At 60.0% G+C, this 21,837-nt stretch carries 19 protein-coding genes and 1 tRNA gene; 7 read left to right on the top strand and 13 right to left on the bottom strand.

Translation table 11 applies throughout. The features are described from left to right. Positions 1-30: 30 nt before the first annotated feature. Both ACVWZU_RS00660 and gatA read left to right on the top strand, forming a co-directional pair. Positions 31-327 (top strand): hypothetical protein, encoded by a 297-nt coding sequence (locus ACVWZU_RS00660; RefSeq protein WP_414342514.1) that lies wholly within the window; start codon positions 31-33, stop codon positions 325-327. 166 nt (positions 328-493) lie between these two features. After that, positions 494-2,026, top strand: a complete 1,533-nt coding sequence (gene gatA, locus ACVWZU_RS00655) for an Asp-tRNA(Asn)/Glu-tRNA(Gln) amidotransferase subunit GatA (RefSeq protein ID WP_457442824.1) — start codon at positions 494-496, stop codon at positions 2,024-2,026. Positions 2,027-2,043: 17 nt separating this feature from the next. Here gatA and psb28 read toward each other — a convergent pair whose 3' ends face one another. The 4 genes from psb28 to gyrA form a co-directional block, all read right to left on the bottom strand. Then, on the bottom strand, positions 2,044-2,358 hold the full coding sequence (gene psb28, locus ACVWZU_RS00650) for a photosystem II reaction center protein Psb28 (RefSeq protein WP_457442822.1): 315 nt from the start codon (positions 2,356-2,358) through the stop codon (positions 2,044-2,046). Positions 2,359-2,389: 31 nt separating this feature from the next. Beyond that, positions 2,390-3,565 (bottom strand): glycerate kinase family protein, encoded by a 1,176-nt coding sequence (locus ACVWZU_RS00645; protein WP_457442820.1) that lies wholly within the window; start codon positions 3,563-3,565, stop codon positions 2,390-2,392. A gap of 78 nt (positions 3,566-3,643) precedes the next feature. Further along, positions 3,644-4,009, bottom strand: a complete 366-nt coding sequence (locus ACVWZU_RS00640) for a DUF760 domain-containing protein (RefSeq protein WP_457394414.1) — start codon at positions 4,007-4,009, stop codon at positions 3,644-3,646. A gap of 186 nt (positions 4,010-4,195) precedes the next feature. Further along, a complete protein-coding gene (gyrA, locus tag ACVWZU_RS00635; RefSeq protein WP_457442818.1) occupies positions 4,196-6,724 on the bottom strand; it encodes a DNA gyrase subunit A in 2,529 nt (842 codons plus the stop codon). 409 nt (positions 6,725-7,133) lie between these two features. Here gyrA and ACVWZU_RS00630 point away from each other — a divergent pair, with 409 nt between their 5' ends. The 3 genes from ACVWZU_RS00630 (at position 7,134) to ACVWZU_RS00620 (ending at position 10,106) form a co-directional block, all read left to right on the top strand. Further along, complete coding sequence (locus ACVWZU_RS00630) at positions 7,134-7,400, top strand: hypothetical protein (protein ID WP_255344550.1); 267 nt, start codon at positions 7,134-7,136, stop codon at positions 7,398-7,400. A gap of 90 nt (positions 7,401-7,490) precedes the next feature. Continuing rightward, complete coding sequence (locus ACVWZU_RS00625; RefSeq protein WP_457442817.1) at positions 7,491-9,197, top strand: SulP family inorganic anion transporter; 1,707 nt, start codon at positions 7,491-7,493, stop codon at positions 9,195-9,197. 69 nt (positions 9,198-9,266) lie between these two features. Beyond that, entirely contained in the window at positions 9,267-10,106 is an 840-nt protein-coding gene (locus ACVWZU_RS00620; RefSeq protein WP_011433219.1) for a DUF6671 family protein, read from the top strand. 258 nt (positions 10,107-10,364) lie between these two features. On the opposite strand, the gene ACVWZU_RS00615 is transcribed toward ACVWZU_RS00620, so the two are convergent. From ACVWZU_RS00615 to groES, 6 genes are all read right to left on the bottom strand, one after another. Further along, on the bottom strand, positions 10,365-11,939 hold the full coding sequence (locus ACVWZU_RS00615; protein WP_457442814.1) for an iron uptake porin: 1,575 nt from the start codon (positions 11,937-11,939) through the stop codon (positions 10,365-10,367). 299 nt (positions 11,940-12,238) lie between these two features. Beyond that, a tRNA-Val gene (locus tag ACVWZU_RS00610) sits at positions 12,239-12,310 on the bottom strand. A 41-nt stretch (positions 12,311-12,351) separates the two neighbouring features. Next, positions 12,352-13,515 (bottom strand): GuaB3 family IMP dehydrogenase-related protein, encoded by a 1,164-nt coding sequence (locus ACVWZU_RS00605; protein ID WP_457442812.1) that lies wholly within the window; start codon positions 13,513-13,515, stop codon positions 12,352-12,354. Between the two features lie 115 nt (positions 13,516-13,630). Then, positions 13,631-14,425 carry a DUF429 domain-containing protein gene (locus tag ACVWZU_RS00600; RefSeq protein WP_457442810.1) on the bottom strand — a complete coding sequence of 265 codons (795 nt, stop codon included), beginning with the start codon at positions 14,423-14,425 and terminating at the stop codon, positions 13,631-13,633. A gap of 336 nt (positions 14,426-14,761) precedes the next feature. After that, positions 14,762-16,396, bottom strand: coding sequence for a chaperonin GroEL (gene groL / locus ACVWZU_RS00595; protein ID WP_011433224.1), 1,635 nt, complete (start codon positions 16,394-16,396; stop codon positions 14,762-14,764). A 90-nt stretch (positions 16,397-16,486) separates the two neighbouring features. Next, complete coding sequence (groES, locus tag ACVWZU_RS00590; protein ID WP_011433225.1) at positions 16,487-16,798, bottom strand: co-chaperone GroES; 312 nt, start codon at positions 16,796-16,798, stop codon at positions 16,487-16,489. A 244-nt stretch (positions 16,799-17,042) separates the two neighbouring features. Here groES and ACVWZU_RS00585 point away from each other — a divergent pair, with 244 nt between their 5' ends. Then, positions 17,043-17,855: a PhzF family phenazine biosynthesis protein gene (locus tag ACVWZU_RS00585; protein WP_457442875.1), complete on the top strand. Its 813-nt coding sequence runs from the start codon at positions 17,043-17,045 to the stop codon at positions 17,853-17,855. 161 nt (positions 17,856-18,016) lie between these two features. Here the strand turns inward: ACVWZU_RS00585 and ACVWZU_RS00580 are convergent, their stop codons facing one another. After that, positions 18,017-19,000, bottom strand: coding sequence for an apocytochrome f (locus tag ACVWZU_RS00580; RefSeq protein ID WP_414423627.1), 984 nt, complete (start codon positions 18,998-19,000; stop codon positions 18,017-18,019). Between the two features lie 122 nt (positions 19,001-19,122). Continuing rightward, positions 19,123-19,641 (bottom strand): cytochrome b6-f complex iron-sulfur subunit, encoded by a 519-nt coding sequence (locus ACVWZU_RS00575; RefSeq protein ID WP_011433228.1) that lies wholly within the window; start codon positions 19,639-19,641, stop codon positions 19,123-19,125. A gap of 183 nt (positions 19,642-19,824) precedes the next feature. Here ACVWZU_RS00575 and ACVWZU_RS00570 point away from each other — a divergent pair, with 183 nt between their 5' ends. Continuing rightward, complete coding sequence (locus ACVWZU_RS00570) at positions 19,825-20,142, top strand: DUF3067 family protein (protein ID WP_457442807.1); 318 nt, start codon at positions 19,825-19,827, stop codon at positions 20,140-20,142. Positions 20,143-20,265: 123 nt separating this feature from the next. Here ACVWZU_RS00570 and ACVWZU_RS00565 read toward each other — a convergent pair whose 3' ends face one another. Beyond that, on the bottom strand, positions 20,266-21,606 hold the full coding sequence (locus ACVWZU_RS00565; RefSeq protein WP_457442806.1) for a hypothetical protein: 1,341 nt from the start codon (positions 21,604-21,606) through the stop codon (positions 20,266-20,268). Between the last annotated feature and the right edge of the window lie 231 nt (positions 21,607-21,837).

Below are 21,837 nucleotides of genomic sequence, written 5' to 3'. Positions count from 1 at the left end.
ATTTCCTTATTCCGTAGTGCTTCAGTAAGCATGACACCTGAGCAAGAGCAGTGGCTGATTCGGGCCGTCCAGGAGTTGCAAGCTGCCCAGCAGAACCAGCAGGTTTTGATCCAAGAGCTGCGGGAAGGGCAGGCGATGCTGGCACAGTTTTTCCGGGAGGCGCTGGATCGCTTTGACGAGCGCACCCGAGCCATTGAACGGCGCACGGAAGCTGTGGAGCGCCGCACCGAAGCTTTGGAACGGCGCACTGACGAGATGGCCCAAGAGATGCGGGAGATGCGGCAGGAGATTCGGGATCTGCGCCGCGATTTTTTGGAACGGCGGTAACTTGGGCCCAAGCGCTCTGCATTGCCGACGCCCTCACCCCCAGCCCCTCTCTCTCAGGGAGAGGGGAAATTGGCGGGATTTTGGGTAGGAAGGGATCCCACCTAGATTAATCTAGAGGAACTTTGTCTGGCCTCACTGGCATTTGCCCTTCCCCACGAGTTTGCCTATGTCTGTCATCCGTGCCCTCCACAGGCAGTTGGTAACCAAAGAGCGCTCGGCGGAGGAGATCGCCCGCGAATACCTGGAGCGTCTCACCCAACTGGAGCCGCAGCTCAAGAGCTTTATTACTGTAACCGAGGAACTGGCTCTGCAACAGGCCAAGGCGGTGGACGCCCGCATTCGGGCCGGGGAGGCGATCGGCCCTTTGGCCGGGATCCCGTTAGCTGTCAAAGACAACCTCTGCACCCAAGGGATCCGCACCACCTGCGCTTCCTGGATGCTGGAGGGGTTCATTCCCCCCTATGAATCAACGGTGACAGCGCGGCTGGCGGCTGCGGGCATGGTGACGGTGGGCAAGACCAACCTAGACGAGTTTGCCATGGGCAGCTCCACGGAAAACTCCGCCTTTCAGCGCACCGCCAATCCCTGGGATCTGACGCGGGTGCCAGGGGGATCCTCTGGGGGATCGGCGGCGGCGGTGGCTGCCGACCAAGCGGTGGTGGCCCTGGGCTCAGATACGGGGGGATCCATCCGCCAACCGGCAGCTTTTTGTGGGGTGGTGGGCCTCAAGCCCACCTATGGGCTGGTGTCCCGCTACGGGCTGGTGGCTTTTGCCTCGTCTTTGGATCAGGTGGGGCCGTTTGGGCGCACGGTGGAGGATGTGGCCCTGCTGCTGCAGGGGATCGCCGGCCATGACCCGATGGACTCCACCAGCCTGAAGGTGGATATCCCGGACTATAGCCAGGCTCTGATCCCGGACATCAAGGGGTTCAAAATCGGGGTGATCCGCGACTTGCTGGGGGAAGGATGTGGGGAGGAGACCCGCGCTGCCGTGCAAGCGGCCATTCAACATCTGCAGGAACTGGGGGCCGAGATCCTGGAGATCGACTGCCCCAGTTTTCGCTACGGCCTGGCCACCTACTACATCATCGCCCCTTCGGAAGCCTCTGCCAACTTGGCCCGCTACGACGGGGTGAAATACGGCCTGCGGGAACCTGCCGACTCGCTGCTGGCCATGTATGGCAAGACCCGCGCCCACGGCTTTGGGCCAGAAGTCAAGCGGCGCATCATGATCGGCACCTATGCCCTCTCCTCGGGGTACTACGACGCCTACTACCTCAAGGCTCAGAAGGTGCGCACCCTCATCAAGCAGGACTTCCTCAAGGCCTTCGAGAAGGTGGATGTGCTGGTCAGCCCCACCACCCCCACCCCAGCTTTCAAGCTCGGCGAGCGGGAGGATCCCCTCAGCATGTACCTCTGCGACCTGATGACGATCCCGGTGAACCTGGCGGGTTTGCCGGGGCTGAGCCTGCCCTGCGGGTTTGCCGATGGGCTGCCCATTGGCCTGCAAATTGTGGGCAATGCCCTACAGGAGAGCAAGATGCTGCGGGTGGCCTATGCCTATGAGCAAAGCACCGACTGGCACAAGCGACGGCCCCCGCTAGGGCAGCCCTCAGTTGAAGAGGGCCAGGGATCCGATCCCGGCCAACCTCAAGCCAAGCGCAGATCCGGCAAAAGGAGCAAAAAATCCAAAAGCTGAGGCGGGAAGGGCGGCAACTAGGCCATGCCCATCTGGTTGGCCGCTGAAAAGCGTTCCATAAAGCGCAGGAAGCGATCCCACTCTGCCTCGGTTTCCATGTCGTAGGTCACTTCCAGGGCTTTGAATTCCCCGTTCAGGAACTTGGCCCTGATGTTGCGGGTGGTCAGCTCCCCTTCCTCATCGATCATCCGCATGCCGAGGATGTTTTGCGTATCGGATTTTAGATCCTCGAAGCGGAAAATCGCGGATCCCCGGTTGCCGGTCTTGGATTTCAGCACTCGTACCTGGGTGGGCACCTCTGGAATGCCGGGGGAGAACTCGATACTGGCCATGATGTCCTACGAAACACGATGATTTAAGCCATTATAACCGGCCAATCCCCGCATCCTGCTCCAGAAAATCTCTCAGCTCCTGGGCCGTCATCTGCTCCAGGTGATGGCCGGCCTGCCGTTGGGCTTCTGCCACATCGGGGATCCGGTCGCACAGGGCGCCAACCCGAAGGGGAAGAGGCTGGGCTGCCAACCCAGCGCGCGCTGCCGGAGTCACCTGGCCACAGAGGATGAGCAGGGGTTTTTGGGCTTGGATAGCCTGCTCCAGCACGGCCCCCACCACCTTTCCCATCGTGCTTTGTTCGTCGAGGCAGCCCTCTCCGGTGACGACCAGATGGCAGCGGCGGATGCGCTCCGGCAGGGCCAATTGCCGCGCCAAGAGCTGGATCCCGGACTCCAGAGTGGCCTCCAAAAAAGCCACCAGACCTGCTCCTAAGCCGCCTGCGGCTCCGGCCCCCGGGATCCCGGCCACGGCCTGGCCCAAATCTCGCTCCACCACTTGAGCCCACTGCTGCAGCGCCTGCTCCAACTGCTGCACCTGGGAAGGGGTGGCGCCCTTCTGGGGGGCAAAGACGGCGGCGGCTCCCCACGGGCCGGTGAGGGGATTCTGCACATCGCACAGGCCGCGGACCCGTTTCCCCTGCCAAACAGGCTGTTCGGGGGGCTCGATGCGCGCCAGCCGGGCCAGCTCCGCCCCACCCCAGCCGATGGGATCCCCAGCTCCATCCAACAGGCGATAGCCTAAGGCCTGCGCCATGCCCGCCCCTCCATCCACGGTGGCGGATCCCCCCAGACCTATCCAGATCTCGGCAATAGGCTCTCGGCAAACAGCCCGCAGCAGCTCCCCCAGGCCGTAGGTGGTGGTGCGGGTGGGATCCCGCCGCTCCGGTGGCACCAAGGTCAGGCCAGCCACCTGGGCCAGCTCCAACAGGGCCAGCTCTCCCGCCACCCCATATTCCGCCCACACGGGATCCCCCAGGGGGCCGGTGACCCACAGACCCTTTTTCTCTCCCCCCAGCGTCGGCAGCAATACCTCTAGGGTGCCCTCTCCCCCATCGGCCAAGGGGAGCCGCTCTACCTCGGCCTCCGGCAGCACCTGTTGGATCCCGCGGGCCATGCTCTCTGCCGCCGCCGTGGCTGTTAGGGATCCCTTAAAACTATCCGGGCAAACCAAAATCCGCCGGGGCGCACACTCGAATTCGGATCCCATCTTTCCCAGCCCGAACTCGATGGACTCAACGTCTGATCTGCAATAGCTCCCGGCGGAAAGCAGCTCAAACTCGGGCGGCTAAGAATGGTCGGCCTCCGGCTGAGAAGAAGAGTCGGAAGCGGGCGAGCTGCCCAAAGATTGCTCCAGGGCCAGACGCTGCTCCATGACCCGCAGGAAATAGCCGCCCATCATCGCGCCGGAGAGCATTTTGGCCAAGCTCTCGCGGTTGGTGATGATCTGAACCCCAAATTGATCGGAGGGCAAGCTCCCCACCAAGCTGCGGATGTTGTGGCCCAAGATCTCCAGCACTTCCGGAGAAGAATTGCGGGCAATATCCTGAAAGACGCTGGGATCCTGAGATTGCAGGTATTGCCAGAGCCGGTTGTCGGGGCTCGGAGTTTGCACTGCCTCAAAACCAGGGATGAAGTTCAACGGGCTCGCCATGGAGTAACCCAGCTCCACAAACACAGCAGGTGTAGCCCAAACTAGGGCGCTCGGCCTGATCCCACAGACCTTCGCCGTTCCCGCAATTTGGGCTATGTCAAAGCTAACACCCCATCTTCACCCCCCTCGGTACGGGATCCCACCCTTCTGCGGCGGCAAATGCCGTACCTAAGTAACGGCCGGGGATCAAGCACTGGCTTCTGAGGTCTCCTCCTCGGCAACCAAGGCAGCGGGTACCACTGTAACTCCCACAATGCTGTCTTCCGGATCCAGGCGCTGCACCAGCACCCCGGTCGCCTCGCGGGACTGGGTGGGAATGGCCTTGGCCAACTGGCGCATGACAATGCCCCTGGCGGTTACCAACAGGATCTCGTCTTCGGCATTGACGATGCGCAGGGCCGCCAGCTCGTCCGACGCCTGGCGGAACTTGGTGGCGATCACCCCCTTGCCGCCGCGGTTTTGCTGGCGGAAATGGTCGATGGCCGAGCGCTTGCCCCGCCCTTCTTTGGTGATCACCAGCACCCAAGGGTTAGCCAGCTTCTCCCCCTCTCGCTCGGCAGCCATCACCGATTCGGCAGAGATAATATCCATGCTGACGATGTCATCGCCGGCGTTGAGGGTAATGGCCCGCACGCCCCGGGTGGCCCGTCCCAGAGGGCGCAGTTGCTCGTCATCCGCCCGGAAGCGAATGGACATGCCTTGGCGGGTTGCCATCACCACATCGTCGCTGGAGCGGGCGCGGCGCACCCAGCGCAGTTCGTCGTTTTCTTCCAGAGAGATGGCAATCAGGCCGTTGGAGCGCACATTGGCAAAGGCGCTGAGGGCCGTTTTTTTGATGTAGCCGCCGCGGGTGAGCATCACCAGATATTCGTCGTCGCTGAACTGGCTCACCGGCACCATGGACGTAACCCGCTCTTCCCCGGTGATCGGCAGCAACTGAACGATGGCGCTGCCGCGGGCGGCGCGGCTCCCCTGGGGGATCTGGTGGGCGGGCAGGGTATAGACTACGCCCCGATTGGTGAAAAAGAGGATGGTGTCGTGGCTGCGACAGGCAAAAAACTGTTCGATGGCATCGTCTTCTTTGATGCGGGCGCCGGCTTTGCCGCGGGTGGCTCGCCCCTGCACCTGGAACTCCTCAAGGCCCATGCGCTTGATATAGCCCTGCTCGGTTAGAAAGATAACCGTCTCCCGATTTTCGATCAGATCATCCGTTCCCAGCTCCCCATCCTCCAAACAGAGGCGGGAACGGCGCGGGCTGGCAAAGCGGGCTTTGAGCTGCTGCAGCTCTTCGCTGATGATCTGCATCACCCGTTCTCGGCGGGCCAGAATATCCCGCAGGTCGGCAATTTGCCTCACCAAGTCTTCGTGCTCGGCCTGGATTTTTTCCGCTTCCAGGGCGGTGAGGCGGCGCAGCTGCATCTGCAGGATCCCGTCGGCTTGGGCTTCACTCAGGCCCAACACCGCCTGCAATTCCTCTCGGGCTGTGGCGGTATCGGCGGCTCCCCGAATGAGGGCAATCACCCGATCCAACTGCCCCAAAGCCAAGAGATAGCCCTGCAGCAGGTGATCCCGCTCTTCGGCTTTTTGCAGCTCGTAGCGGGTGCGCCGCTCGATCACCTCTTCCCGAAAATCCAGAAAAGCCTGCAGCGCGTCCCGCAGGGTCAGGGTGCGCGGCTCGCCGTTGAGGATGGCCAGCATGTTGACCCCGAAGTTGGCCTGCAGGGGGGTTTGCTTGTAGAGGTTGTTGAGCACCACCTGCGGCTGGGCATCCCGCTTTAGCTCGATCACCACCCGCATGCCGCTGCGGTCGCTCTCGTCGCGGATGTCGGCAATGCCTTCCAGCTTTTTCTCGTTGACCAGCTCGGCGATCTTCTCGATCATGGCTGCCTTGTTGGTTTGGTAGGGCAGCTCGGTGATGATGATGGCGTCCCGAACCGGTCGGCCCCGCTGCTCTATGGTTTCGACGGTGGCCACCCCCCTCAGGGTGATAGAGCCGCGCCCGGTGGTGTAGGCTTCGCGGATGCCCTCTTGGCCCATGATCAGCGCCCCGGTGGGGAAGTCAGGGGCGGGGATCCACTGCATCAACTCCAGGCTGGTCAGGTTGGGGTTGTGGATGAGGGCGATCAGGCCGTCCACCAATTCGCTCAAGTTGTGGGGCGGGATGTTGGTGGCCATGCCCACGGCAATGCCGGAAGAGCCGTTTAAGAGCAGTTGCGGGATCCGCGCCGGCAGCAGCAGGGGTTCTTGCTGGGATCCGTCGTAGTTGCCCACAAAATCGACGGTGTTGGCGTCGATATCCTGCAGCAGGGCTTCTTGGGCAAAGGCGGTCAGCCGACACTCGGTGTAGCGCATGGCTGCCGGCGGATCGTTGTCCACAGAGCCGAAGTTGCCATGCCCATCCACCAGCCGCTCCCGCATGGAGAAATCTTGAGCCATGCGCACCAGCGCATCATAGACGGCCTGATCCCCATGGGGATGGTATTTCCCGATCACATCCCCCACCACGCGGGCACACTTGCGGAAGGGGCGATCCGCCGTCAGGCCCAACTCGTGCATAGCGTAGAGAATGCGGCGGTGCACCGGCTTCAGGCCATCCCGCGCATCTGGCAAAGCCCTCCCGACGATCACGCTCATGGCGTATTCCAGGTAGGACTGCGACATCTCCCGCTGCAGGTCGGTGGAGATGATGCGCGCCGTCGATTCGTTGTCGCTCATGGGGTTGGGTTATCGTTGAGGGATCCCAGTCGGCCTTGGCGCAGTGGGTTCATGGAAGTTTATCGAGAAGCCAACCTTGGCCGTGGCAGAGTAAACTACTCGACCCTGACTGCTTCGCAGTACGGGGCGGGCTTTCGGTAGCCCTGCAGTTAGTAAACTAACCACGAGCCTCTGGGCTGGTTTACGGGCAGCCCCAATCGACCGTTACCAGTGCCCTAAACAGCCGTTTCTGGTGTCCGCAGAATTATTATAGCATTCCTCCCGACACTGACCCTACGGGTACAGTGCGGGGCTCCTGCGCTAGTAAGCTGAAGGTGATTGAATTGAGCAGAAAGCTTTTGTATTCCCAGTCTACCATTCGCCCTTTGTGAAGGCTGGCTGACTTCCAGTAGGAGAGGCTCGGTGGTTCATCGGCGGCCCTCTCTACAGCCTCATGGATCGAGATTTACAGGTGGGCCAAGCGGAGCTGATCATTACCCTGACCGGCATCGACGACACCTTTTCCCAAACCATCCATGCTCGCCACTCCTACTTGGCCGATGAGATTCTCTGGAACCACCGATTTGCCGATATTCTCCACCTGGACAGCAATGGGCATCGCTATGTGGACTACTCTCACTTTCACACAACTCTACCGGCTCAAGCCCCATGCCCTCGCTTGGAGGGGAATCCTTGAGGGAAACTATAGAAGAAAATCTATTCTCTAGCATGATCTCTATAGTAACGTTCAATGATAGGCTGCCCATAGCGTGGAGGGCTTTGGGGCATGCTGAGCCAAGCGAAAGAACAACAGTCCGGCGGCAAGAGATTTCTGGGTTGGCACCGACGTCTGAGCCTAGACAACTGGCGCGGGGATCTGTTCGGCGGGTTGACGACGGCGATTGTTTCCTTGCCGATGGCTTTGGCCTTTGGGGTGGCTTCGGGGGCAGGGCCGGTGGCGGGCTTGTACGGAGCAGTGTGTGTGGGCTTTTTTGCGGCTCTGTTTGGGGGTACGCCCACGCTTATCTCCGAACCCACCGGGCCGATGACTGTGATGATGACGGCGGTGGTTGCTAATGTTACAGCTCGTTACCCGGAGCAGGGGCTGGGGCCGGCCTTCACCGTGGTGATGCTGGGGGGCTTGTTTCAGGTGTTGTTTGGATCCCTGAAACTGGGTAAATACATCACCCTCATGCCCTACAGCGTTATTTCCGGCTTTATGTCCGGGATCGGCTGGATCATGATTTTGCTGCAGATCCCGCCGCTGCTGGGCCACGCCAGCCAGGGGGGAGTGATTGGGGCGGTGCAGAACCTGCCGACCTACTTGCTCAACCTCAAGATGCCAGAGCTGGGGCTGGGGCTGCTGACCCTTGCCATCCTTTTTGGCTATCCCAAGCCCTGGCGACGGGTGGTGCCGCCGCAGTTGGTGGCTTTGCTCGTGGGCACGCTGGCGGCCAGCTTGTTTATGGCCGATTGGGATTTGCGGCGCATTGGCCCCATCCCCACCGGTTTGCCGCAGTTGCAGTGGCCGCAGTTGCCCTTTGCTTCTCTAGCTAACCTGGTGCTGGATGGGGTGGTGCTGGGGATGCTGGGCTGCATCGATACCCTCTTGACGGCGGTGATTGCCGATAACCTCACCCGCACCCGCCACGACTCCGACCAAGAGCTAATCGGGCAAGGGATCGCTAACTTGGTGTCCGGCTTCATGGGAGGGCTGCCGGGAGCAGGGGCAACCATGGGCACGGTGGTCAATATCCAGTCGGGCGGACGTACCCCTCTAGCCGGCATTACCCGAGCGTTAATCCTGCTGATGGTGGTGCTGTTTGCCGCTCCCCTCACGCAAGGGATCCCAATGGCGGTGCTGGCAGGGATCGCCTTTAAGGTGGGGGTGGATATCCTCGACTGGAGCTTCCTCAAGCGGGCCCACCGCCTTTCCCTCAAAGGGGCAGCCATCATGTACGGGGTGATGTTCATGACGGTATTTGTGGATCTCATCGCTGCCGTGGGAGTGGGAGTGTTTGTGGCCAACTTGCTCACCATTCAACGCCTCAGCGAGATCCACTCCGAAGAGGTGAAAGCCATTACCGATGCCGATGATGCGGTGGATCTCACTCCCCGTGAGAGGGAATTGCTGCGCCAGGGATGCGGCCAGGTGTTGCTGTTTTACCTGAGCGGGCCGATGATCTTCGGGGTTTCCCAAGCCATTTCCCGCCAACATCAGGCGGTGGCCTCCTGCCAAGCGCTGGTGGTGGATCTATCAGATGTGCCGATGCTGGGAGTTTCGGCGACGCTATCCTTGGAAAATGCCATTCGCGAGGCCCTGGATCGGGGCAAACAGGTGTGGATTGTTGGGGCCAAGGGCCGGATCCGGCAGCGCCTGGAAAACCTACATTTGCCGCTGCCCCCAGAGCGGTTTGTGGACAGCCGTGAGGTGGCTTTGGCCGAGGCTGTTGCCCAGTTGGGCTTGCCGCTCGAGGCCAGTCCCCTGGTTTGAGTAACCCCAATTGGCCTGAGCCACAAAGCTGCGGGATCCGTTTGCCAGATCTAGGTTAAGTCTGAGTCTATGCAATGGAAGGGTCGGGTCGCCTACTTGGCAACCATGCATCGCAAAGAGCAGGTCATCGGCCCTCTCTTGGCCGAACATTTGGGGATCCAAGTCCAAGTAGCAACTTTTGACACCGACCAACTGGGCACCTTCTCGCGGGAGCGGCCCCGACCGGGGGATCCCATCCACACTCTGCGCCTGAAGATTGCAAGGGCTTTGCAGGATCATCCTGAAGCTCTGGGCTTGGCCAGCGAGGGGTCCTTTGGCCCCCACCCTCAGATCCCTTGGATCCCTTGGAATCAGGAGTGGGTCATGCTCAGGGTTTTTGAACCCGGCGCGGAGCCCTTGGAGCTGGTCGGCTATGCAGAGAGCACCCAAACCAATTTCAGCCATCGCTGGGTGCAGAGCTGGGCAGAAGCGCTGGACTTTGCCCAAAGGGCGGGTTTTCCCCAGCATGCCCTGATTGCCCTCGACCGGCCAGAAAAGCCTCAGGTCATCCACAAAGGAATCCAAGATGAAGAGACCCTGAAGCAGGTGGTGGGGGAGATGCTGACTCGGCAAGGGGGCCTTCATCTGGAAACCGACATGCGGGCCATGTGCAACCCAACCCGGCTCCAGGTTATCGCAGCCGCCACCCAAAACCTAATCGCCAAGGCCCAAAGCCTGTGCCCGGCCTGCGGCACTCCCGGCTACTGGCGGATCCGCTCGATCTCTGGACTGCCCTGCGGCCAGTGTGGCGCCCCCACCCCTGTAACCAAGGCGTGGGTATATGGCTGTGCCCGCTGTTCCCATACCCACACCGAGCCTGTGGCAGAGCCTTGGGCGGATCCCGCTCAGTGTGCTTTCTGTAATCCCTAGCCTTGTCTTGAGCCCGACCTCAGGCTCTCCAGAGCCGGCATTGTCATCCCCGCAGAGGAGTTGTAGTCGTTTCAGGTTAGGGTGAGACACCTGGGCTATAGAGAAAAAGCCCTTCGCTGTATGCACTCAACGTTTCAGACGTGGGTGCAGTGTCCTAGTCTGAATCGAAATGACCATAAAGGAAGGTTTGAACCAAAAAAGGGATCCACTGCAGTGGATCCCCTAACCAGCTATGAACCTGCAAAAGAGGTCAACTCATCAGAAGTTGAACACAGCCCGCAGAGCACCTACACCAATGGTTGGGTCGTTGTCCCCAGGTAGAGCACCATTGGGGTTGCTCACAAAGTAGGCCGCCGGGGTAAGGGTGAGGTACTCGTTCACCGGGAAGCTGTAGTAAACATCCACAATGAACGGGCGGGTATCCCAAACTCCTTCATTTTTGGTGGTCACAATTGGCTGGCCAAAAACCACACCCCCTTGAGCACCCTCAATGAACAGATCTGGGAAGGCGAAGCCAAACAGGAATCCGTTAAAATCTTCATCACCCGGATCGATGGTGCCAGCCGGTACCACATTGGGCAAGTTGTAATCCACATTGCCAGCCGTAAACCAGCCAGACAAGGTAATGCGAGGGCTAAGCTCCCAGTTGGCTGCGACTGTAAAGGCGTTTACCCGCGCAGAGACATCGGCCTGCGTTGCCGGTCCGCGGAAAAGGGGTGTACCGCTGGCCAGGAAGGTGGGGCCGTCATTTGCTTGCTGCAGATAGGTACTGGCAAACTGCAGGTAGATCTCCAGGTTTTCATTCGGCAGGAAGCCCAGCTCCACCACGTGGGCACTGTCGCTACCGGTTATACCGCTGTCGCCGAAGCCGTTGCCCAAGGCTTGAGCGTTCCTGGTGCTGTAGGCGTAGGCTAAACGAAACTGGTCGCTCAAACGGTAGCGAAAACCAAATAGGGTTCCGCTGGGCACATCTGCCGTAGATTTGGGAGGATCGGCAAAGTCCGACAGGGCATCAAAGGGCGTGCTGTACTGCAGAACGCTCCCCACTCCCGTACCCGTAATGCCCGTGTAGATAGTAGCAGCGCGGTCGAAAGCAGGGAATTGATAAACCAGCTGGGCCAGGGTGAAAGTGCCACCGCCACCACCGCCAAAGCCAAGGCCGGGATCCCCATCAAAGAACTCAGTCACAGCGTTGCGAGCTTGGAGACGAATGCGCAGGCGATCGCGACCCACAAAAGAGGCATCGAAGTTCAAGCGTACCCGATAGGGAAGAGTCATGTTGGCTTGGTTTTGCTCTGCTACTACCTTCCCATCAACAACTCTGTCTTCCGTGAGAGCGCTGCCTACAACAGCGGCGATGACTTGGGCATTCAACTTGGTAACCGGGTTGAAGACCTTCCCTTTTAAATCAGTAACATCGGCTTCCAGGGCATCCACCCGCCCGCGCAGGGCTGCCAGCTCAGCAGCAAATTCCTCTTGCAAGCGCTGCAGAGTGGCCAAGTCTTCCTTGGAGACTTTGTCGGCCAAACCGGCTGCAATCAACTCATTGATGCGATCCAAGCAGGCGTTCATACCGGCGGCAAACTCAAAGCGAGTCATAGCCCGGTTGCCGCGGAAGGTGCGGTCAGGGTAGCCGGCAATACAACCGTAGCGCTCCACCAAGGATTGCAGGGCTTGGAAGGCCCAGTCGGTGGGCTGCACATCCGAAAGCTCAGAGATGGAGGTGACCGGCCCGGTAGCTTGGGCATAAGCCACTCCAGGGGTCAAGACCGCCGCTGCGCCCAGAGTGCCGGCCAGCAGCGTTTTCCAGTAGTTCGCGTGTTTCGCGGGCATGTTTCTCTCCTTGTTCTTTTCCTCACACCTTTTTGACTGTAGGGATGTCCTCATAGAAGCGACAAACTGCCTACCTCAACAACGAGCCTGGCAATCGCGGACTCTGGGAAGACATGATACAGCCGAAGTCCACATCGTCTACCACTTTACACACTTTCTGCGCGAGACTCAATGCGAGACCCAACTGCGGTAGATGATCGAGGCTCGATATCCACTACTCTACCTCAGGGATCCGGCTCTGGCTAGCGGGTGTATCCCAAACCAAGACAGAGCTCTCAAGCTGCAAGCTCCGGTGGGGATGGGCGGTACCGGACTCGAACCAGTGACATCCTGCTTGTAAGGCAGGCGCTCTACCGCTGAGCTAACCGCCCCCGAGGGATCCCAGTCCACCGAGTTTAGCATTCCCAAAGGACTATTTCCCCATGCCCAGGCTTTGCGCCTTCTGGTACACCTTCCCCTCTGTGAGCAGGGAAGGGGCAATGCAGATCTCCACCTGCTGCATTTCTCGAAGATTGGCAGCCCCCAAGGTGGCCATGCTGGTGCGCAGAGCACCCCAGAGGTTGTGGGTGCCGTCGTCCAGGCGGGCGGGGCCGCGCAAGATTTCTTCCAAGGTGCCGGTGGATCCCACGCGGATGCGGGTGCCGCGGGGCAAGATGGGGCTGGGGGTGGCCATGCCCCAGTGAAAGCCGCGACCGGGGGCCTCATAGGCGCGGGCCAAGGGGGATCCGATCATCACTGCGTCCGCTCCACAGGCGATGGCCTTGCAAATATCGCCGCCGGTTACCAATCCGCCATCGGCAATGATGGGAACGTAGGCGCCGGTTTCCGCCAAAAACTGCTCCCGTGCAGCGGCACAGTCGGCAATCGCTGTAGCCTGTGGTACCCCCACCCCCAACACGCCTCGGGAAGTACAGGCAGCCCCCGGGCCGATCCCCACCAAGACGCCGGCAGCTCCGGCCTGCATCAGCTCCAAGGCAACATCGTAGGTAACGCAGTTGCCCACCACAACAGGAATGGGCATTGACCGGCAAAATCGGGCCAGATCCAGCAGTTCCATGCCTTCGGGAACCTTGTGGTGCACCGAAACCACCGTGGCCTGGACGAAAAACAGATCCCCCCCGGCTTCAGCCACCAGGGGGCCGTATTGGGCGGCGTGGGCGGGCACGCAGCTAGCGGCGGCAATGGCGCCGGAGGCTTTAATCTGGCGGATGCGTTCTTGGATTAGCTCTGGCTTCACCGGCTCGCTGTAGAGGCGCTGCATTAGGGGCACAAACTCGTCTTTGCCCACCGACGCAATCTGATCCAACACCTCATCGGGATCGGCGTAGCGGGTTTGGATCCCATCCAGGTTCAACACCCCGAAAGCTCCCAGCTCCGAGAGCAAAATGGCCATTCGCACATCCACCACGCCATCCATGGCGCTGGCGATGATGGGGATTTGCCGTTGGATCCCTCCCAGAGTGAAGTGGGTGTCCACCAGGCTGGGATCCAGCGTTCGCCTGCCCGGAGCCAGAGCGATCTCATCCAGCCCATAAGCTCGTCTCGCCTGCCGATTGCGGCCCAGTTGCACGTCCATTTTTCCCCTGTTCTGCGGATCCCTTGTTCTTATCATGCCGCCAAGGAGGGATCCAAGGCTAGCGAGAGTTTTGTTCTTCTGGTTGGGATTTCCACCTGCGATCCCGGAGCGGGTCTCAATCAGCCTCAGAGGTTCGAGGGGGCAAGGGCGTGAAAATGTGCCCTTCTTGCAGGTTGCCGAAACTGCGGCAGCGCTCGGATCCCCAACGGAACCCGTAGAGGGCGATGTAGGCACACATCAACGCATCCACCTGATCTTCGTAGTTTTTGAGTCGACGGCCCTTGAGGGATCCCACCTCCACTTGAAGCAGCTCCTCGTGGCCCTGGAGAGCCGGGTCAGCGGCAGCTAGAGAGCGCAGATGATGCTGGTAAAGCTGCCAGGCTTGTTGCCGTTCCGGCCAGGTGTGTCGGGGGCGAGCCTTGTATTTCAGGGTGCGGCTGAGGCCAAAGAGGCTGACCAAGGCGCTATGGGGGAAGACCTCGGTTACTTGGCGGGTAAGCTTTCCTCGCTCGATGTTGGCCTGCTCCCGAAAGCCATAACTGGCTAGGGCTTGCACCAGGGCTTCTCCTCTCACTTGGCCGTCCTTTGCCAGTAACCGGCGGTTGGCCGGGTGGGCCCCGGCTGCATAGGCGCGAAACACCTGGTTCAGTTCTGCCTCGGCCCGCCGTTGTCCTGTGAGGTTGGGAACCCGCAAGGGCGCATCCACCGCCACCAAGCAGGGATCCCCTCCCGCCTGAGCTTGAATATAGTCCAGGATCTCCTCATCCGTTTGGAGAATGCGGCTATCGACCAGATGGCCTGTCAAGTTCTGCCTGCCGGGATCCCCGAGCTGGACTCGCAGCGTGGCCAGACCGGAAGGGTTGCGGGGCGACCAAGCCAGATCCAGGCCAATGCAAATCAACTGAGCCACACCGCCTTCCCCTTTTCCTCAAGTTCGACAGATCAAAGCCATTTCCAAGAGCCAGTTTGAGGCAGTTCCCGATTGCATGGCTCCGGCACCCTCACCCCCAGCCCCTCTCCCAAAGGTAGAGGGGGATCAACGTCACAGACAGTTGCGCTGCTGTTGCATGGGTATTGGGAATGATCCCGCCAGCTCGCCTGTCTTGATAAAAAATAAAAATCCATAAAAAAGGGATCCCACCAGGGGATCCCGAAAGATTCATCCAAGATGCCTGGCCAGGAAGCGAAGTGCCCATGGGCTCTTCGGTGAGCCTCAGGGATCCGCCTCCCTGTGGCAATCAACAGATCAGTAGTCGTAGTCACTCATGCCGCTGCCGCTGCTTGCCGGCGTGTTGGTTTTGGGCTCGGGCTTGTCCACCACGATCGCTTCGGTGGTCAGCACCATCCCCGCAATGGAAGCAGCGTTTTGCAGGGCAGAACGGGTAACCTTGGCCGGGTCTACAATGCCCGCCTCGAACATATCCACGAAGGCGTCGTTCTGAGCATCGTAGCCGGTGTTGAAGGGCTTATCTTTCACCCGCTCCAGCACAATGGAGCCGTTTTGGCCGGCGTTCTCAGCAATGCGGCGCAGCGGAGCGCCCAGAGCGCGGGCGACCAGGTTGGCCCCCACCAGTTCATCGCCGGACAGGTTGGCTTGCGCCCACTCGGTTACCACTGGGATCAGGTGTGCCAAGGTGGTACCGCCGCCGGGAACGATCCCTTCTTCTACCGCCGCTTTGGTGGCGTTGATGGCATCTTCCAGGCGCAACTTGCGGTCTTTCATCTCGGTTTCAGTGGCCGCGCCCACTTTGATCACTGCCACACCGCCGGAGAGCTTGGCCAGGCGCTCTTGCAGTTTTTCTTTGTCGTAGGTGGAGTCGGTTTCCTCAATTTGACGGCGAATTTGCTCGCAACGAGCTTTCACGGCCGCTTCGTTGCCTTCCGCCACGATGGTGGTATTGTCTTTGGTTACCGTGACGCGACGGGCAGTGCCGAAGGAATCGAGGCGAGCGTTCTCCAGCTTCAGGCCGCGCTCTTCGCTGATTACCTCACCGCCGGTCAGGATGGCAATGTCTTCCAACATAGCCTTGCGGCGATCCCCGAAGCCAGGCGCTTTCACCGCCACCACGCTCAGCACACCCCGCAGCTTGTTCACCACCAGGGTAGCCAGCGCTTCTTTCTCGATGTCTTCGGCGATGATCAGCAGAGGACGACCGGCGCGGGCCACCTGCTCCAGAACCGGTACCAGGTCTTGCACCAGGGTGATCTTCTTATCGGTGATGAGGATGTAGGGGTTTTCCAGAACCGCTTCCATCCGCTCGGTGTCGGTGACGAAGTAAGGGGAGATGTAGCCCTTGTCGAAGCGCATCCCTTCCGTCACTTCCAGCTCGGTGGTCATGGACTTGCCTTCTTCCAGGGAGATCACCCCTTCGCGGCCCACCTTGTCCATGGCCTCGGCAATCATACGGCCCACTTCTTCATCGTTACCGGCGGAAATGGCCGCCACCTGGGCAATGGCTTTGGAATCTTCGACCGGGCGGGCATGTTCGGCGATTTTGTCTACCAAAAACTTCACCGCCTTGTCGATCCCCCGCTTTAGGGCAATCGGGTTGGCGCCGGCAGCCACGTTTTTCAGACCTTCTTTCACCATGGCGTGAGCCAAGACCGTGGCCGTGGTGGTGCCATCCCCAGCCGTGTCATTGGTCTTGGAAGCCGCCTGCCGGATCAAGGAAACGCCGGTGTTCTCAATGTGGTCTTCCAGCTCGATTTCTTTGGCAATGGTTACCCCATCGTTGATGATTTGGGGAGCGCCAAACTTCTTCTCCAGCACGACGTTGCGCCCTTTGGGACCCAGGGTAACGGCTACGGCTTCTGCCAAAATATCCATGCCGTGCTCTAGAGCGCGGCGGGCTTCTTCACTGAAGATGATTGATTTGGCCATAGTCAACCTCTCCGATGCAAATGCAGGTAAGGGTGAAACAGAGTCTCAAGGATTCAATCGTTCGTTGAACTGCTGCTGAATCACTGACCATTACTGAACAATGGCGAGAATGTCCCGCTCGGCCAACAGCACATATTCATCGCTGCCCAGCTTGACTTCGGTTCCGGCATACTTGGAGTAGAGCACTTTGTCGCCGGCTTTCAGTTCCATCGGGATCAGCTTGCCCTCGTCGTTGCGCTTGCCAGGGCCAACAGCAACCACTTCCCCCACCTGGGGCTTTTCCTTGGCAGTGTCCGGCAAGAAGATCCCACCTGCGGTTTTCTCGTCCTGCTGAGCGATTTTGACCAGCACGCGGTCGCCCAGCGGCTTCAGGGTAGAGACGTTAAGAGCTACTGCAGCCATGACAAATGTCCTCCGTGATCCTAAAGCACGAAGCTGAAGTTTTCATTTCCATTAGCTCCACTTCCCCGAAGGGAAGCGACTTAGCACTCTCGACTTACGAGTGCTAGTTTATCAGCCAACTTTCTGGCCTGACAATAGCCTTTGTCGGTGGGATCCCGCTTTTGGCGGGTACGGTCGGGGTGCGGATCCCCCTACTTTGGGGTCTGCTGTGGGATCATGACCTGAGTTGGGCTTGGTTGAGAAGGTGTGGATCCCGTTGTTTCAGGTGGATGCGTTTACGGCAGTGCCTTTTGCAGGTAACCCCGCGGCGGTGTGTTTGCTGCCTCAGGAGCTGCCGCAGGCACTGATGCAGGCCATTGCCGCAGAGAACAATTTGTCGGAGACGGCTTTTTTACTTCCCCAGGGATCCCAGGGCGAGGTTCCCCACTATGGGCTGCGCTGGTTTACGCCGACGACGGAGGTGGATCTCTGTGGCCACGCCACCTTGGCTGGTGCCCATGTGCTGTTCACCGAGGTGCATCCTGAGGCGGAGAGGGTAGCCTTTTCCACCCGCAGTGGCCTGTTGCAGGTGCGGCGGCAAGGGGATCGCCTGGCCATGGATTTTCCTGCTCAAACTCCGGAACCTTGGCCAGAAGCCAAGGAGCAGGTGGCAGCGGCTTTAGGGATCCCACCCGTGGAGCTATACCGGGGGGACATGGGGGTAGCGGTGCTGGCTTCGGCGGGACAGGTGCAGCAGGTGCAACCGGATCTGGCCCAGGTTCAAGCACTCCCCGTTCCGGGGTTGATCGTCACAGCCTCTGGGGCGGCTCTGGGGAATGGGCCGGATTTTGTCTGCCGCGTTTTTGCCCCTCGGCTGGGGATCCCGGAAGATCCAGTGACGGGATCCGCCCAGTGTCTTTTGATGCCCTATTGGGCCAAACGCCTGGGCCGACTTGATTTGAAGGCTCACCAGCTCTCGGCCCGCGGGGGCGAGCTGTGGTGCCGAGATCGAGGCTCACGGGTGGAGATTGCTGGGCAAGCGGTGCTGGTGATCAGAGGAGAGCTGAGGCTGCCTTAGAACCGTTGTCGACTAGGGTGCTAGCGGCAGGGAACAAGGCCTCCGGCCCGCTAGGGCGAGCAGTTGAAATAGATGGTAATAAAAACCACGACTGCTATCAGCCCTACAGAACAAAAAACACCTCGGATACCTCCGAGGTGCAGGCCAGGAAAGAGCTTGAGCTAGCCAAGGATTTCGGCGGCTTGAATGAGCTCCACCTGCTTTTTCTTGAGCACCAATAAGAGCTGGGCAATCGTAACGGCTGCCAGGAAAGCCACCAGCCATTTCACCCGCTCCGGGCTTTGCAGCACCAGATCCCGCTCCACCTGGCCAAAGCCGCCCACATTGGGATTGTTGGTGACGGGATCCCCTTCTTTGACGCTGTCGCCAACGGCAACCACCAGTTCCGGCCCAGGCGGCACCACCAGGTTTTGGATCCCGCTTTCGGTCTCGAAGCTGAGAACTCTCGTGCCCGGCAGCTCGTATTCCGGGGGCACCAGGCTGGCCAATTCAGCCGGCAGATCGCTGATATCGGAGTTGAGGGTGGCGATGTTGACTAGACGCCCGGTGGCCGGAGCGCGGAAGACGTTGTTGTTGCTGAGGCTGCCGTCGGGGTTGAGCTGACCGCGACCTCGGTTGGCCCCGATGTAAACGCGATACTTCATGAAGGCCACCGAGGGATCCTCTTTCGGGTCAGGGGCCACCACCGGGAAGACGATTTCTTGATGCTGCTCGCCCGGCAAAGGCCCGACCAAGAGGATATTGGGCTTCGCGTCGCTGTAGGGGGTGATGTAGGTCTCGGCGGTTTCCTGCCGTTGTTCCTCGGTCATCTCGGCTTCGGTGGCTAAACGGAAGCCCTCCGGCAAGACCACCACCGCGCCCACATTCAACCCACCCTTGCTGCCGTCTGCCAGCACCTGCTGCTTGCTCAGGTCATAAGGGATCCCAACTTTGATGGTGAACACCTGGCCGGGGGTGACGGCCTGGGGCACCTCGGCGCGAGTGGGCATGGCGTTCAGGTGGCAGTTGGCACAGACAATTTTTCCAGTCGCCTCGCGGGGGTTGTCGTAGGCCATCTGGGCATAGTAGGGGTAGGCTGCCGCCGGACGTGCCCCCATCCCCAGCAACAGCAGCAGCCCACAGAAGGCCAAGCAGATTCGCTTCATAACTCTCAGCTCAGAATGAATTTCCATCACAGGTTTAGGACACAGTCTTGGAACAGCCATCTCGACAATTTGCCCCAAATCGTTCGGCAAAAGCCGGCACAGCCAGCGGGATCCCTTGCCCTTTAGGTTTCCCGGAAATCGGGGCCTTGCCAAGGGCTGAAGCGGACGTTGTCGCCATCCACAGTGGCGCTCACCAGCTCCAGCGAGCGGGGAGCCGGTCCCCGGATCACCTTGCCATTGGCCGCATACTGGGATCCGTGGCAAGGGCACTTAAACAAGTTTTCCCCCACATTCCAGGGCACCACGCAACCGAGGTGGGTACAAACCGCGTTGAGGCCATAGTTGGCCACCGCCCCGTTGTCGATCACGATGTAGGTGGGATCCCCTTTCAAACCTTGGGCCAGCACCCGGTCCGTGGCAGCATGGGTGGCCAACAGTTCACTGACGCTGATGGGCTTGCCGAGAGCGTCCTGAGCTATGAGGCCCTCACCCCCTCCACCGGCAGAGGGCGGGATAAAGTACTTCACCACCGGGTAGAGGGCGCCCACCACCACGACTCCCACAGAGCCGCTGAGCAGGGCATTGAGAAGAACCCGCCGGCTCATGGGGGGCGCTTCAAAGTTGCTAACCGCTTCCGTCATAATGGCAAATGCAGACCTGAGAAGTTTTAACGTTCGTTGACAAGCGACATCATCCTAACCGACCCCTCTGGCCAATATCGTTAAGAAATGTAACACTGTAAGAGGCCGTGGCCTTCCTTCCCAAGGTGAGCGGCCCACCCAGCGCGATTGGAGCCAGATCCAAGCCAGCCTCAGACAAGTCTGATGAAGGGATCCGACTTTCAAGCTTTGTTGCGCGAGAAGTGGGGCTATTCCTACGACGTGCAGCTGCGGCGTATCCAGCAGAAGGTGGTGTTGCTGGTGATGTGGCGCTACCTGGAGCAGCCCTCCTTTCCCTTGAGCGAGGCGGAGTATCTGGCCCACTTGGAGAACGTGCTGGCCCATTTGCAGGCTTGGGGGGTGTGGGAATCGGTGCGCCGGGAGATCGAGTCCACCCGTCAGAGACCCCGTATGGGCAAAGCGGTGGCCATTCCTCTGGATTTGCAGAAGGTGGGGGAGCGGGTCTCGGAGTGGTTGCTGTGAGTTCTCCTGGGGAGAAAGAAGTCCAAGCAAACCCAAGCACCGGATTCTCCGGCTGGGCAAGAAACTCGAATGGGTCTCAGCTCAAACGGCAGACCGGGAGTTTGCCCAACGGCCATGACCTCTCTAGAGGGGACGCGGCTGGCGCACTTGTTCGGTTTCGGGGCGATCCTGCTGAGCTTTGGATTCCAAAAGCTGGCGGAACACCGGATCGTCCAGACGGTAGTCCCGCTGCTCGATCAAATCCCGGTCGGTTGAGTAAATGGTGTCCGACTCTGGCACAACTTCTTGACGGCGGAAGCGGCGGGCAAAGTTGAGTTTGCGCAGCAGCGCCTCTGTGGGATGCTGCAGATGCTCTCGCCAAAGCTGCCGGACACGATTGCGACGCTCCACTCCCTGGTTGCGGATTTGCAAGGTCAACCACCGAACGGCGGGCACCGCCAAAAACAGCGTGCCGTAGAGGAAGAGGAAGCCGATCAACGGGTAGATGAAGGCCAAAAAAGCATTGCTGCCGGCTGCCGCTGCCACCTCCTCCCGTGCCCCATAGAGAATGGCAGCCAGAAAGAAATTGAGAACTCCCAAGCCTCCTGCCAGGGTCAGTTGACCAGGCGTGGCCCGGCTGAACACCCAAGGTTTCTCCTGCAACACCTCAGGGATCCCCTTGGGCTTGCGCTCTGAGGCGGCCACCTGCAGTTCCGGAAAGCGGTAGACAATGTCCCCGTCCTCGCTGACCTCCGGCTGACCGTCGAACTTGAGCAAAATGGGCAGCATGTAATCTTCGTATTCCAAGGCCGGGGATCCCGGCTCCACATCCAGATAGGGCAACACCTGTTCCGCTGCGATCACCCCCCCATTGGCACGAATCAGTTGGCCAATGAGGGCATAGCGCTCCTCCTCCAGGTTGGCATTGGGATCCCCGTCCCCAAAGAGGAAGCTGTACACCGCTTCCAGGAAGTTCAGCTCGGATTTTTGCGGCTGGTGGGGGCGCGTCCGACCGGAGTAGCTGCCATAGTAGGGATAGGGATCCCAGAAGGGGTTGCCGATCCAAAGGTTGGGGAAGTAATAAAACCCTATCCCCCGCGATCGGCTGCGATTGTCCTGCTCGCGGCTACTGGCCATCTGCAAGGCAATCAACGCTAGGACAATCAAGACAATCGACACCACCAGCAGGATGCCAAAGGAGATGCGCAACCCATAGAGGAAGCCCCTCCACAACCGGCGACGCAGGGCTGCTAGCCGATCCTGCTGCTCCTTGCGCTTGAGAATGCTGCGAAAATCCGGCGGGAAAACATAGGTAATCTCCCCCTGCCGGGAAACCTGGAGATGCCCCTCCGCCTTTTGGGCCAAATTCAGCAGCTCTTGTTTGGCCTCGTGTAGAGCCAAGCCCGTGCTGGATGCAATATCTCCCAGCGTGACCCGCAGGCCCAACTGCTCCACTGCATCCATCACCAATGTTTGTGTAGCCACTCTTAACCTCCGCTTTCTGCCCCAATTGCCGAGGAGCCTGTCGGGATCCCTGGACGCAGATCCGCTCCCCTGAGCTAGACCTAGCGTCTCCTCTATTCCCAGTATCTGATACATTCACGCTGAACTCTCCTGAACATGGTTCAGGAAAGAAGCGATCGCATCCTGCCTATCTCTGTTCGCGTCAGCGGGACGGAGTCCAAACAGGAAGGCGGTATCCCGCAAAGCCCTGAG

The sequence above is a fragment of the Thermostichus sp. MS-CIW-26 genome (assembly GCF_054059115.1).
This window is presented reverse-complemented; position numbering and strand designations above follow the sequence as displayed.

What these genes read in the sequence shown, in the direction of transcription:
- ACVWZU_RS00660 (WP_414342514.1), top strand. Translation starts at nt 31, where the DNA reads ATGACACCTGAGCAAGAGCAGTGGCTGATTCGGGCCGTCCAGGAGTTG.
- gatA (WP_457442824.1), top strand. Translation starts at nt 494, where the DNA reads ATGTCTGTCATCCGTGCCCTCCACAGGCAGTTGGTAACCAAAGAGCGC.
- psb28 (WP_457442822.1), bottom strand. Translation starts at nt 2,358, where the DNA reads ATGGCCAGTATCGAGTTCTCCCCCGGCATTCCAGAGGTGCCCACCCAG.
- ACVWZU_RS00645 (WP_457442820.1), bottom strand. Translation starts at nt 3,565, where the DNA reads ATGGGATCCGAATTCGAGTGTGCGCCCCGGCGGATTTTGGTTTGCCCG.
- ACVWZU_RS00640 (WP_457394414.1), bottom strand. Translation starts at nt 4,009, where the DNA reads ATGGCGAGCCCGTTGAACTTCATCCCTGGTTTTGAGGCAGTGCAAACT.
- gyrA (WP_457442818.1), bottom strand. Translation starts at nt 6,724, where the DNA reads ATGAGCGACAACGAATCGACGGCGCGCATCATCTCCACCGACCTGCAG.
- ACVWZU_RS00625 (WP_457442817.1), top strand. Translation starts at nt 7,491, where the DNA reads ATGCTGAGCCAAGCGAAAGAACAACAGTCCGGCGGCAAGAGATTTCTG.
- ACVWZU_RS00620 (WP_011433219.1), top strand. Translation starts at nt 9,267, where the DNA reads ATGCAATGGAAGGGTCGGGTCGCCTACTTGGCAACCATGCATCGCAAA.
- ACVWZU_RS00615 (WP_457442814.1), bottom strand. Translation starts at nt 11,939, where the DNA reads ATGCCCGCGAAACACGCGAACTACTGGAAAACGCTGCTGGCCGGCACT.
- ACVWZU_RS00605 (WP_457442812.1), bottom strand. Translation starts at nt 13,515, where the DNA reads ATGGACGTGCAACTGGGCCGCAATCGGCAGGCGAGACGAGCTTATGGG.
- groL (WP_011433224.1), bottom strand. Translation starts at nt 16,396, where the DNA reads ATGGCCAAATCAATCATCTTCAGTGAAGAAGCCCGCCGCGCTCTAGAG.
- groES (WP_011433225.1), bottom strand. Translation starts at nt 16,798, where the DNA reads ATGGCTGCAGTAGCTCTTAACGTCTCTACCCTGAAGCCGCTGGGCGAC.
- ACVWZU_RS00580 (WP_414423627.1), bottom strand. Translation starts at nt 19,000, where the DNA reads ATGAAGCGAATCTGCTTGGCCTTCTGTGGGCTGCTGCTGTTGCTGGGG.
- ACVWZU_RS00575 (WP_011433228.1), bottom strand. Translation starts at nt 19,641, where the DNA reads ATGACGGAAGCGGTTAGCAACTTTGAAGCGCCCCCCATGAGCCGGCGG.
- ACVWZU_RS00570 (WP_457442807.1), top strand. Translation starts at nt 19,825, where the DNA reads ATGAAGGGATCCGACTTTCAAGCTTTGTTGCGCGAGAAGTGGGGCTAT.